This window comes from Brevundimonas sp. (assembly GCF_035561115.1).
Classification (GTDB): domain Bacteria; phylum Pseudomonadota; class Alphaproteobacteria; order Caulobacterales; family Caulobacteraceae; genus Brevundimonas.
The window spans coordinates 1-12,326 of sequence record NZ_DATMYH010000067.1 but is presented as its reverse complement, the minus strand read 5'-3'; the positions used below and the strand labels follow the sequence as shown (position 1 = coordinate 12,326).

The following is a 12,326-nucleotide window of genomic DNA, read 5'->3' as shown; positions in this document are numbered from 1 at the left end:
GTAATGCAGTCTTTGGGGGGATCAAATGACACGACTTCGTACCCTGGTTGCCGGAATGCTCGCCCTGCCGTTCGGGGGTCTGGCGAGCGCGGCCTCGGCAGCGGCGCCTGTTGCGCCGGACCCGGCGCTTCTGGCGCATCAGACGACCCTCGTCCTCGACGGGGCCGCGACCGGCTGGATCCTGACATCCACCGCCCTGGTTCTCCTGATGACCTTGCCGGGGCTGGCGCTCTTCTACGGCGGCATGGTCCGGCGCAAGAACGTCATCGCCACCATCACCCAGTCGCTGGGCGTGGCCTCTGTCGTCACCCTGGCCTGGTTCATCGCCGGCTACAGCCTGTCATTCGGCGTCGGCCAGCCGATCGGCGGCTACGCGGGCGACGAGGTCCAAAGCTACATCGGTTCGTTCCAGGCCCTGTTCCTGAACGGCGTCACCCCGACCACGGCGCATAGCCTGACGCCCGGATTGCCGGAGTATCTCTGGATCTCCTACCAGCTGACCTTCGCCATCATCACCCCGGCCCTGATCGCGGGGGCGTTCGCCGAACGGATCAAATATTCGGGGTTGCTGTTGTTCACCGGCCTGTGGACCCTGCTCGTCTACGCTCCGATTTGCCACTGGGTATGGGGCGGCGGCTTCCTCGGCGCGGCGGGGGTTCTGGACTTCGCAGGCGGCGCCGTGGTGCACGTCAACGCAGGTGTCGCCGGCTTGGTCTGCGCCATCTTCCTCGGGGCCCGGAAGGGCTACGGCAAGGAAAGCATCGTCGCTCACAATCCGGTGCTGACCATGATCGGCGCCTCACTGCTGCTGGTCGGCTGGATCGGCTTCAACGCAGGCTCGGCCTGGACTGCGGACTCCATCGCCTCCGTCGCCATCCTCAACACCATTCTGGCTGCGATGGCCGGCTCCCTGACCTGGAAGATCGTCGAGGTCATGGAAAAGCGGAAGCCGTCGCTGATCGGCGTGCTGTCCGGCCTGATCGCGGGCCTGGTCGCCATCACTCCGGCGGCGGGACTCGTCGATCCCAAGGGCGCGGTGATCATCGGCCTCGCGTCGGGTCCGGTCTGCTACGCCGCCTCTGTCTGGATCAAGAAGCTGCTGCGCTATGACGACAGTCTGGACGCCTTCGGCATCCACGGGGCGGGCGGCATTCTCGGGGCTCTGCTGACCGGCGTCTTCGCTTCGGCCGCCGTCAACGGTGTGGCCGAAGGAGCCACGATCGCCAAACAGGCCTGGGGGCTGGGAGTCACAATCGGCTGGAGCGCCGTAGTCACCTTCCTGATCCTGATCGTCTGCAAGTTCACGACGGGTCTGCGCGTCACCGCCGAGCAGGAAGCTGAAGGACTCGACGGGCATTTGCACGGCGAGGTGATGGAAGGGGTCTGACCCCCGCCAGGCGGTGCGGAGCCTCCCCTCCGCGCCGCCGCCCGTAAGCGTACGTCTCGAAAACCACCACAACAGGGGATACGACGATGAGAACCGCTTTTGCCTGCGCGGCCCTGACGGCCGCCCTGCTGACCGCCGGGGCCGCCAGCGCCCAGTCCGCGCCCGAGGTGGCGTGGAATGTGGGAGCCGTCAGCGACTATGTCTTCCGCGGCTACAGTCAGACCGATGAGGGACCGGCCGTTCAGGGCGGTGTCGACGCCACGATCGGGGCCTTCTACGTCGGGGCCTGGGCCTCGAACGTCGACTTCGGCGATGAGACGGACGCCGAGGTGGACATCTACGCCGGTTACCGTGGCGAGGCCGGGGGCTTCGCCTTCGATGTGGGTGCGGTCGGCTACGGCTATGTCAACGCGCCGAACGGAGCCGACTACGACTATCTGGAGCTCAAGGCTGCGGCGTCGCGTGCTATTGGCCCGGCGACATTCGGGGCGGCCGTCTACTGGTCGCCGGACTTCTTCGGCCTGGACGAGGAGGCGACCTATGTTGAGGCCAACGCCGCTTTCGCTCCGGCCGAAAAATGGACCGTATCGGCTGCGATCGGTCATCAATCGCTGGACGTGAACGACGACTATGCGACCTGGAACCTCGGAGTCGGCTATGCCGTGACCGAGCATGTGGCGATCGATGTCCGCTACCACGACGCCGACGTGGATGGTCCGTTGTCGGATGCTCGCGCGGTCGCAGGAATCAAGTTTCTCTTCTGAATGCGACGCACAACATGAGCCGGTCGGGTGTTTCTGGAATCGACGTCCGTCCGGTCATATTTTGCACCATCTCCGCTGTTGCATGCATAATTTGCACGGAAGTTGCGATCATCCCTTCCAAGCCCTAAGCTTTGTGCAGTAGCGAAGGGGCTGATGTGACGTCCGTGAACCAAACTTTCGTGGTTACGCCGAAGACCGGACCGGCCAAGGCCCGGGCCGCGGATCGCATACGCGGGTTCAATGAAATCTATGCGGATTTCGGGCCCGTCGCCGGGGTGGGACAGTCCAGCCGTTGCGCCCAGTGCGGCGTGCCCTTCTGTCAGACCGGCTGCCCGCTGCAGAACAATATCCCCGACTGGCTGAGGCTGGCTGCCGAGGGTCGGGCGGAAGAGGCCTGGCGGCAGGTCGAGGCGACTTCGTCCCTGCCGGAAATCTGCGGCCGGATTTGCCCCCAGGATCGGCTTTGCGAGGGCGCCTGCACCCTGGAGCAGGCGGGGTGGGAGACGGTGACCATCGGCTCCGTCGAACGCTGGCTGGGCGACATGGCCTTCGAGAACGGCTGGGTCGATCCGATCCGGCCGCGGGCGGAGCGCGGCGCCTCGGTGGGGATCGTCGGTGCAGGACCGGCCGGAATGGCGGCGGCGGATCGACTACGGTCAGCGGGCTATGCGGTCACCCTCTACGACCGGCACGACCGCGCGGGCGGGCTGCTGACCTATGGCATCCCGGGCTTCAAGCTGGAGAAGCATGTGGTGCAGCGTCGTCTCGACCGTCTGGTCGATGGCGGTGTCGAGTTCCGGCTGGGCGTCGATGTAGGCGGTGATCTGCCGTTCGCGGAGGTCAGGGCGGCCCATGATGCGGTGCTGGTGGCGACGGGGGTTTATAACGCGCGGCGGCTGACGGCCCCGGGCTGCGGATCCAGCGGGGTCATCGCGGCGCTGGACTATCTGATCGCCTCGAACCGCAAGGGCTTTGGTGACGCCGTGCCCGCCTTCGACAGCGGGGGGCTGAACGCGGCGGGCAAGCGCGTCGTGGTGATCGGCGGCGGCGACACGGCAATGGACTGCGTGCGCACGGCTGTGCGTCAGGGGGCGGCCTCGGTGACCTGCCTGTACCGCCGCGACCGGGACAACATGCCCGGCAGCGCGCGCGAGGTCGCCAATGCCGAAGAGGAGGGCGTGGTCTTCGAGTGGCTGGCCGCGCCTCGAGCCGTGCTGGGCGACGCCCGGCGAGTCACCGGCGTGCGGGTGCAGCGGATGGCTCTGGCATCCCCTTCCGCAGACGGCCGCTGGAGCGTTGAACCGGTTTCGGGCGGGGAGTTCGACATCACTGCCGATCTGGTCATCGAGGCCCTGGGTTTCGACCCCGAGAATCTGCCGGAATTGTTCGCCGAGCCCGATCTGGCTCTGACGGAATGGGGCGCCGTCCGGACTGCCGGGCACACGAAGGCCACCACGCTGGAAGGGGTGTTCGCCGCCGGCGACATCGTGCGCGGCGCCTCGCTGGTGGTCTGGGCCGTCAGGGACGGTCAGGATGCAGCGGCCGAAATAGACGCCTGGCTGACCAGCCGCCAGAGGGCGGCGGCATGAGCATGGATCCCGAACGGTACCAATGCGAGCGTCAGCGTCTGATCGACGCGCACGCCTATGACCCGGCGTCCGAGCGCGACGCCTGCGGTGTCGGTCTGGTGGCCGCCATCGACGGCCGGCCGCGGCGCGAGGTGGTTGATCTGGCCCTGAAGGCGCTGAAGGCGGTCTGGCACCGCGGGGCGGTCGATGCCGACGGCAAGTCCGGCGATGGCGCGGGGCTGCTAATCGGCCTGCCGCGGGCCTTCTTCGAGGCCCAGGTGCGCGACGCCGGTCACGAGCCGCGGCCCGGTCCTATCGCGGTGGGCATGATCTTCCTGCCCCGGGTCGACCTGGCGGCGCAGGAGCGGGCCCGCACCATCGTCGAGCGCGAGGTAATGGCGGCGGGGTTCTGGCTTTACGGCTGGCGTCAGGTGCCGACCCATGTGTCCGAGCTGGGCCAACGCGCGGCCGCGACCCGGCCCGAGATCGAGCAGATCATGCTCAGCGCCCCCGAGGGGCTGGACGGCGAGCCGCTGGAGCGGGCGCTGTACCTGCTGCGCCGCCGGATCGAGGCGCGGGCGACAGCGGCGGGGCTGCAGCAGTTCTACGTCTGCTCGCTGTCGGCGCGGTCGGTCATCTACAAGGGGATGATGCTGGCCCAGGCGCTGGCGGACTTCTATCCTGACCTGAACGACCCACGGGTCGAGGCCAACGTCGCCCTGTTCCATCAACGCTATTCGACCAACACCTTCCCCGAATGGCGACTGGCCCAGCCGTTCCGGATGTTGGCGCACAACGGCGAGATCAACACCCTGCGCGGCAACGCCAGCTGGATGCGCAGCCACGAGATCCGCATGACCGCCGAGGCCTTCGGGGTCGACGACTCGACCGTCAAGCCGGTGATCCAGGCGGGCGGCTCCGACTCCGCGGCTCTGGACAATGTCTTCGAGGTGCTGGTGCGCGCGGGGCGTCCGGCGCCAATGGTCAAGGCGCTGCTGATGCCGGAGGCCCCGATCGAGGGCGTCATTTCCGACGATCACCGGGCGCTCTACGCCTATTGCAACGCCGTGATGGAACCATGGGACGGGCCTACCGCGGTCTGCGCCACTGACGGCCGCTGGGTGGTGGCGGGCAAGGACCGCAACGGACTACGTCCTCTTCGCGTCGCGGAGACGGTCGACGGCTTGCTGATCTGCGGATCCGAGGTCGGGATGACGGGCATTCCCGATGACCGGATCAAGCGCCGCCTGCACATCGGCGGGGGGCGGATGATCTCCGTCGATCTGGAGGCGGGAGTCCTTTACGACGAAACGCAGACCGTCGACCGGCTGGCGGCGGCCCTGCCGTACCGCGCATGGCTGTCGAATATGGTGGAGCTGGAGCCGCGCATCGGCCCCGGCCCCGAGCCGCGCCATCTGTCAGGCGAGGCGCTGATGCGCTTCCAGGCTGCGGTGGGCTGGACCCAGGAAGACATCGACACCCTGCTGGATCCAATGGCGGGAGAGGGCAAGGAGGCCGTGGCCTCCATGGGGGACGACGCGCCGCCAGCAGTGCTGTCGCATCAGGACAGGCCGTTTGCCCACTATTTCCGCCAGGCCTTCGCCCAGGTCACCAATCCGCCGATCGACTCCCTGCGCGAGGCCGGGGCGATGAGTCTGCGGACCCGGTTCAAGAACCTCGGCAACATCCTCGCCCAGGACGAGACCCAGACGAAGGTCTTCGTGCTGGACAGCCCGGTGCTGACGACCGGGATGTACGAGCGGATGCTGGAGGTGGTCGGGGCGGGCGCGACCACGGTGATCGACTGCACCTTCCCGGCCGGAGAAGGCGCCCTGAAGCAGGCGCTGGATCGCATCCGTGACGAGGCGGTGGCGGCGGCGCGGGGCGGGGCCGGACTGATCGTGCTGACGGACGAACGAATGGGTGCGGATCGCCCCCTGATCCCGATGGTCCTGGCCACTGCGGCGGTCCATGGCAGGCTGGTGGACGCCGGCTTGCGCACCTACTGCTCGCTGGTGGTGCGTGCGGCCGAGGCGATTGACGCTCACGCCTTCGCTGTTCTGGTCGGGTGCGGGGCCACGGCGGTGAACGGCTGGCTGGCGCAGGAAACCTTCCTTGATCGGCGGGAAGGCGGGCGCTACCCGGGGCTGACCCTTCGCGACGCCTGTCTGAACCACAAGGCCGCGGTCGAGGCCGGGTTGATGAAGATCCTCGCCAAGAAGGGCATCTCGGTTATTTCGGCCTATCGGGGAGCGTGCGAATTCGAGGCGCTGGGACTGAGCCGCGCGCTCGTGGCCGAATTCTTCCCGGGCATGACTTCGCGCATCTCGGGCATTGGTCTGGCCGGGATCGAGGCGCAGGTCATCCGCAAGACGGCGCGGAGCTTCGCTGCCTGGCGTCCGTCGCTACGCGTCGGCGGTGCGCATCGCATCCGGGCAGGGGAGGAGACTCATGGCTGGGACGCCGAGCTGATCCACAGGCTGCAGGACGCCACCACGCGCGGCGACTACGGGCGGTTCAAGGCCTACAGCCGCCGCGTCCGCGAACTGCCTTCGACGGCGTTGCGGGACCTGCTGGATTTCCGGGACGCGACGGCTGTCGCGATCGACGAGGTCGAGAGCGCCAACGACATCCGCCGGCGCTTCGTCACGCCCGGCATGTCGCTGGGCGCCCTTTCGCCCGAGGCGCATGAAACGCTCAATATCGCCATGAACCGCATCGGAGCCCGGTCGGTCTCGGGCGAGGGCGGCGAGGACCCCGAGCGGTATATGCCGCGCGCCAATGGCGACAACGCCAACAGCGCAGTCAAACAGATCGCTTCGGGCCGGTTCGGCGTCACCGCGGAATACCTGAACCAATGCCGGGAGATCGAGATCAAGGTCGCCCAGGGCGCCAAGCCGGGCGAGGGCGGTCAGCTGCCGGGTTTCAAGGTCACGGAATTCATAGCCCGCATGCGTCATTCGACGCCCGGCGTGGGTCTGATCAGTCCGCCGCCGCATCATGACATCTATTCGATCGAGGATCTGGCCCAGCTCATCTACGACCTGAAACAGATCAATCCCGACGCCCGCGTGACGGTCAAGCTGGTGGCCCAGTCCGGCATCGGCGCGGTGGCGGCGGGCGTGGCCAAGGCCAAGGCCGACGTCATCCTGATCTCGGGCCACAACGGCGGCACAGGCGCCTCGGCGCTGGGCTCGATCAAGCACGCGGGCCTGCCGTGGGAACTGGGCTTGTCCGAGGCGCATCAGGTCCTCAGCCTGAACGGCCTGCGCGGCCATGTGCGGTTGCGGACGGACGGGGGTCTGCGGACCGGGCGCGATATCGTCATCGCCGCCATACTGGGCGCCGAGGAGTTCGGTATCGGCACAGCCAGCCTGATCGCCGTCGGTTGCCTGATGGTGCGTCAGTGCCATTCCAACACCTGCCCGGTCGGGGTCTGCGTCCAGGATGAGCGTTTGCGGGCCATGTTCACGGGTACGCCCGAGAAGGTGGTCAACCTGTTCAGCTTCATCGCGGAGGAAACGCGCGAGGTGCTGGCCGCTCTGGGTCTGCGGTCGCTGGACGAGGCCGTGGGACGAACCGACTTGCTGCGCCAGGTGTCGCGCGGGGACGCCCATCTGGACGATCTGGACCTCAATCCCCTGCTGGTGCGGGTCGGGGAGGGCGACACCCGCTGCGCCGAGCCGCCCTGGAACGCCGTGCCGGACACGCTGGATGCGCGGGTCGTCCAGGACGCGACACGTTTCCTCGACGGGCGCGAGAAGATGCAGCTTGCCTATGCGGTCACGAACACCCAGCGCGCCATCGGGGCCCGGATTTCGTCGCACATCGTGCGGCGCCATGGTTCCACCCTGCCTGCAGGCCACCTGACGCTGAAGCTGCGCGGAGCGGCGGGTCAATCGCTGGCCGCCTGGGGCGCCGCCGGCCTGCGCATCGAACTGGACGGCGAGGCGAACGACTATGTCGCCAAGGGGCTGTCGGGCGCCGAGGTCATCGTGCGTCCCTCGACATGGGCTGCCGGCGAGGCCTTGATCGGAAACACCTGCCTGTATGGAGCCACCTCCGGCGTCCTGTTCGCCTCCGGCGCGGCGGGCGAGCGGTTCGCGGTGCGGAACTCCGGGGCTACGGCAGTGGTCGAAGGCTGCGGCGCCCACGGCTGCGAATATATGACGGGCGGGGTGGTGGTGATCCTCGGTTCGACAGGATGGAATTTCGGCGCCGGCATGTCGGGCGGCGAGGCCTTCGTCCACGATCCCGAAGGCACGGCCCATGTGCGTTTCAACGGCGATTCGGTGGTCGCCGGCGTCGTCGCGGGCGAGGCGACGGACCGGCTACGCGCGCTGATCGCTCGCCATGCCGCCGAAACGCGCTCGCCGATCGCCAACCGGCTGATCGAGACCTGGCCGGCCGCCATCGGCGAGTTTCGCCATGTTCTGCCCAGGGCCGAAGGGCAGGCCGTCGCCCGCGTCCGGCGGGCCTGATTGGCGCGGAAATCCGGGCGGCGACGTCCGGCGACTTGCCGCCGCCGGGAGCAGATCCGTAGGGTAGGGCGACGAATACGCGGGGCTGACGCTCCGGGGACTCCATGATGCTGAAATACGTGAGCACGCGCGGCCTGGCGCCGCCCTGCGACTTCGCTGGAACGATCATCGACGGCATCGCCTCCGATGGCGGTCTGTTCGCGCCGGCCCGATGGCCGCGCCTGGACCTCGCCGCGCCGGGGCAGGAGGCGGCCGACTACGCCGGACTGGCGGAGCGGCTGCTGGCCCCCTTCGTCGGCGCCTCCCTGCCGGAGGGCGCCCTGGCCGCCGCGACCCGGCGCGTGCGGGACAGGGTCGGGCATCCGCGGACCGTTCCCTTGGTGGAGATCGCCCCGGACCTGTTCGTCCTCGAACTCTTTCACGGGCCCACGGCGGCGTTCAAGGACCTGGCCATGCAGCTGGTCGCCAGCCTGTCCGAAGCGGCGCTGGCGCAGGGCGGAGAGCGGTTGCTGCTGTTCACGGCGACCAGCGGCGACACCGGAGCGGCGGCCGTGAACGCCTTCGCCGGGGCCGACAGGGTCGATCTCGTCGTCCTGCATCCGCTGGACAGGGTTTCGCCGGTCCAGCGGCGGCAGATGACCACCTCCGGCGCCTCGAACGTTCTCAACCTGGCCGTCCGCGGCGACTTCGACGACTGCCAGCGGCTGGTGAAGGCGCTGCTGGCGGAGCCGGGGCTGAAGGCGTCGCGGCATGTCAGCTCGGTGAACTCGATCAACTGGGCCCGGCTGGCGGGTCAGATGCCCTATTACGCCGCCGCCGCCGCGACCCTCGGCCGGCCGGCGACCTATGTCGTCCCGACGGGCAATTTCGGCGACGCCTTCGCCGGCTGGGCGGCGCGCCGGTGCGGCCTGCCGGTCGGCGGAATCGTGGCGGCGACCAACCGCAACGACGCCCTCGTCCGGGCGCTCGACACCGGGATCTACGAGCGCAGCCAGGCCCGGCCGACGGCCAGCGTCAGCATGGACGTGCAGGCGCCCTCCAATTTCGAGCGGCTGGTGTTCGAGGCGTCGGGCCGGGACGCCGATCTGACCCGCGGCCTGTTCGCGGACTTCGCCCGGGACGGCCGGATGACCCTGCCGGGCGACCTGCTGGCGGCCCTGCGGCGCGAGGTGACCGCGGTGTCGGTCAGCGAGGCCGGGACGGTGGAGGAGATGCGGCGCAGCTGGGCCGAAAACGGCCGGGTGATCTGCCCCCACACCGCCGTGGCCCTGCACGCGGCGCGGCGCGTCGACCGGACCGCGGGGCCCGTGGTGGCCCTGTCGACCGCCCATCCGGCGAAATTCCCGGAGAGCGTGGAGGCGGCGCTGGGTTTCGCGCCCGAACGGCCGCCGCAACTGGAAGGCCTCGAAGGACTGACGGAGCGGTTCGAGGTGGTCGATGCGACCCTCGAAGCGGTGCTGGCGGCGATCGGCTAGGCCGCCAGGGCCTCGTCGCTCCACCAGTCGAGGCGGCGGAGGAAGGGCGCGGGGTCCTTGGGCGTGACCAGCCGGGTCGGGTCGTGGAACAGCCGGTCGTGCAGCCGCGTCAGGGTGAAGCGCACGGCCGCGACGGCGCCGAGCGCCGGCAGGGCGGCGGCCTCGGCCGGGCCGAGCGGACGCACGGACTCATAACCCGCCCGGAAGACCCGCAGCGCGGCCGGCCGGGGTTCGCCGGCGGCGTCGAAGCCCCAGGCCGACAGGGCGATGGCGAGGTCATAGGCCAGGGCGCCGGTGCAGGCGAAATAGAAGTCGATGAGGCCGCTGGGCGCGTCGCCCTCGAACAGCAGATTGTCCGGAAAATAGTCGGCGTGGATCGGACCCTTCGGCAGGCCCGCGGCGGGATCCGGCGCCCCGGCCGCCACCCACGGGGCCATGCGGTCGAGCAGGAGCAGGTCCGCCGCGCCGGCACGGGTCCGGCAGCGGTCGAACAGCGCCCGGCGGGCAGCGGGACCGACGGGATCGGCGCGCTCGCCCTGGAAATCGGCCGAGACCAGATGGAGTCGGGCCAGCAGTTCGCCTGCCCGGGTCAGATCGGCCGTCGAGGGATCGCTTTTCCAGGCGCCCGGCAGCCATTCCAGTATGGCGGCGGGGCGGCCGTTCAGGGTCCCGACGGTCTGGCCCGCGACGTCCTTCAGCGGACGGGCGCAGGGCAGGCCCCGGGCGGCGGCGTGGGCGGTCAGGCCGAGGCAGAACGGCAGGGCGGCGGCGTCGGTCCGGCCCTCGAACAGGGTCAGGACGAACCGTCCCCGATCGGTGTCGAGGCGGTAGTTGGTGTTCTCCACCCCTTCCGCGATCGGCGTGAGCGCGCCCAGGGCGCCCAGGCCGTAGCGACTAATGAAGGGCTCGGCCTCGGCCTCCTCGACGGGGGTGAAGACGGCCATGGTCAGGCGGGCTCGAGAACGAGGCGCCGCGCCGCGAGGTCCGACAGGTCCGCCAGCAGGCTTTCGGCCGTGGCCCAGCGACCGGCGCCGCGGCCCCGGCGCCGCACCACCGACCCGTCATGGGAAACCACCTTCAAGGCGTTGCCTTCTCCCTTCAGGTCCCCGAACAAGGGGTCCAGCGGTCCCGCCGTCAGACGGACCGAGGCGACCAGCTTGCCGTCTTTCCATTCGCAGCGACAGACCTGACGCGATCCGGCCGGCGGGAGCGACGCGGGGTCGAGGACGTCACGGGGGATGTCAGCCTCGTCGGGCATCTGGCCGAAGGCCTCGAAGGCCAGCAGGCGCACCTTGGCGAGCGCGTCCAGGCCCTCGAGATCCGCGGACGGATCCTCCTCGGCGAAGCCGGCGGCCCGGGCCTCCACGAGCGCCCGGTCGAACGGAACCCCGTCGCCCAGGCGATCCAGCATGAAGTTGACGGTGCCGTTCAGCACCGCCTCGAAGGCGGCGACGGGTCCGCGGGCGCGGACGTCGCGAACGGCTTCGACCATCGGCGCGCCGCCGCCGACTGAAGCCGACCACAGCAGCCGGGCGCCGTGGGCGCGGGCCAGCGCCTGAAGGCCGTCCGGGTCGAGACTGACGGCCTGTTTGTTGGCGGTGGCCACATCGGCGCCCCGCTCGAGCGCGGCCCGGATCACGGCATGGCCGGCGCCGGCCTCGGACAGGGCCTCCAGCACGATGTCGGGACGCCGATCCAGCAGGGCGCCGGCGTCCGTGACCAGCAGGGGCTCCAGCCGGCCGGGGGCGGCGCCGGGCACCTCGCGGCTTCTGGCGACGTCGCGGACCAGAACGCCGACGACCTCGACGCGCGGATCGACGAGCAGCCGGGCCAGGGCTCCGCCGCCCACCACCCCGCAGCCGGCCACCGCGACCCGCAGCCGGCGATGCGGCAAGGCGGCGCGGGGCGGAGCGCTGACCGGTCCGACCACAGTGCGATGGCCGTCCAGGTAGTTTCGCACCTCGATCTTCAGGCCGCGGGCCTCGGCGAGGTCCAGCGCGTCCGGCTGCACCAAGCCGCCCCCCAACGCCCGGGCCTCGGCCCAGCTGGCCTGGTCGTAACGACGGGCGTCGGGAAAGGCGTTCGGGTCGCGGTCGTAGAGGCCGTCGACGTCCTTCACCAGCTGGACGCTGTCGAGCCCCAGCTCGGCGGCGAGGAACAGGGCGCTGAGGTCAGAGCCGCCCCGGCCCAGCAGAACGACCAGCCCCTCCGGCGACAGGGCGCCGAAGCCGGGGACCACCACCACCTCGTGCTTCACCAGCGCGTCCTCGAGAGCGACGGGGTCCAGGGCGACCGGGCGGGCGTGCTCGCGCGGCCCTTCGGCGACGAGGCCGAGATCGCGCACCGACAGGGTGGCGGCGCTCAGACCGACGCGGTCGCAGGCCAGCGCCACCAGGGCGGCCGAGCGCTCCTCGCCCTGCACCACATAGGCGGGCAGAAGGGCGTTGTCGTGGGCGAGGCCGAGGGCGCGGGCCTCCGCCAGCAACCGGTCGGTTTCGCCGGCGAGGGCGGAGACGACGGCGACGACGCGTCGGCCCTTGCGGACCTCGGCGTAGATGTCGGAGGCGACCTTGGGCGCATCGGCGGGATCGACCAGCACGGAGCTGCCGAACTTCATGACCACGACCGGCGAGGCGGCGGCGGACGACGGG

At 69.9% G+C, this 12,326-nt stretch carries 7 protein-coding genes; 5 read left to right on the top strand and 2 right to left on the bottom strand.

All coding sequences use genetic code 11. The annotated features are described in order from the left end of the window. Nucleotides 1-25: 25 nt before the first annotated feature. From VN378_RS08755 to thrC, 5 genes are all read left to right on the top strand, one after another. The gene (locus VN378_RS08755; protein WP_325742945.1) at nucleotides 26-1,387 is read left to right on the top strand and encodes an ammonium transporter; all 1,362 of its coding nucleotides are present in this window, start codon (nucleotides 26-28) and stop codon (nucleotides 1,385-1,387) included. 86 nt (nucleotides 1,388-1,473) lie between these two features. Next, nucleotides 1,474-2,151: a TorF family putative porin gene (locus VN378_RS08750; RefSeq protein ID WP_325742944.1), complete on the top strand. Its 678-nt coding sequence runs from the start codon at nucleotides 1,474-1,476 to the stop codon at nucleotides 2,149-2,151. A gap of 164 nt (nucleotides 2,152-2,315) precedes the next feature. Further along, nucleotides 2,316-3,740: an NAD(P)-dependent oxidoreductase gene (locus tag VN378_RS08745; RefSeq protein ID WP_325742942.1), complete on the top strand. Its 1,425-nt coding sequence runs from the start codon at nucleotides 2,316-2,318 to the stop codon at nucleotides 3,738-3,740. Then, a complete protein-coding gene (gene gltB, locus VN378_RS08740; protein WP_325742940.1) occupies nucleotides 3,737-8,200 on the top strand; it encodes a glutamate synthase large subunit in 4,464 nt (1,487 codons plus the stop codon). The genes VN378_RS08745 and gltB overlap by 4 nt, the downstream gene beginning before the upstream one ends. Before the next feature lie 107 nt (nucleotides 8,201-8,307). Further along, a complete protein-coding gene (thrC, locus tag VN378_RS08735; protein WP_325742939.1) occupies nucleotides 8,308-9,675 on the top strand; it encodes a threonine synthase in 1,368 nt (455 codons plus the stop codon). Here the strand turns inward: thrC and VN378_RS08730 are convergent. Then, nucleotides 9,672-10,619, bottom strand: coding sequence for a homoserine kinase (locus VN378_RS08730; RefSeq protein ID WP_325742937.1), 948 nt, complete (start codon nucleotides 10,617-10,619; stop codon nucleotides 9,672-9,674). The genes thrC and VN378_RS08730 overlap by 4 nt on opposite strands. Before the next feature lie 2 nt (nucleotides 10,620-10,621). Further along, a partial coding sequence (locus VN378_RS08725; RefSeq protein ID WP_325742936.1) for a homoserine dehydrogenase occupies nucleotides 10,622-12,326 on the bottom strand: 1,705 nt, incomplete at its 5' end.

Coding starts and splice junctions, on each gene's coding strand:
- thrC (WP_325742939.1), top strand. CDS start 8,308: ATGCTGAAATACGTGAGCACGCGCGGCCTGGCGCCGCCCTGCGACTTC.
- VN378_RS08750 (WP_325742944.1), top strand. CDS start 1,474: ATGAGAACCGCTTTTGCCTGCGCGGCCCTGACGGCCGCCCTGCTGACC.
- VN378_RS08730 (WP_325742937.1), bottom strand. CDS start 10,619: ATGGCCGTCTTCACCCCCGTCGAGGAGGCCGAGGCCGAGCCCTTCATT.
- gltB (WP_325742940.1), top strand. CDS start 3,737: ATGAGCATGGATCCCGAACGGTACCAATGCGAGCGTCAGCGTCTGATC.
- VN378_RS08755 (WP_325742945.1), top strand. CDS start 26: ATGACACGACTTCGTACCCTGGTTGCCGGAATGCTCGCCCTGCCGTTC.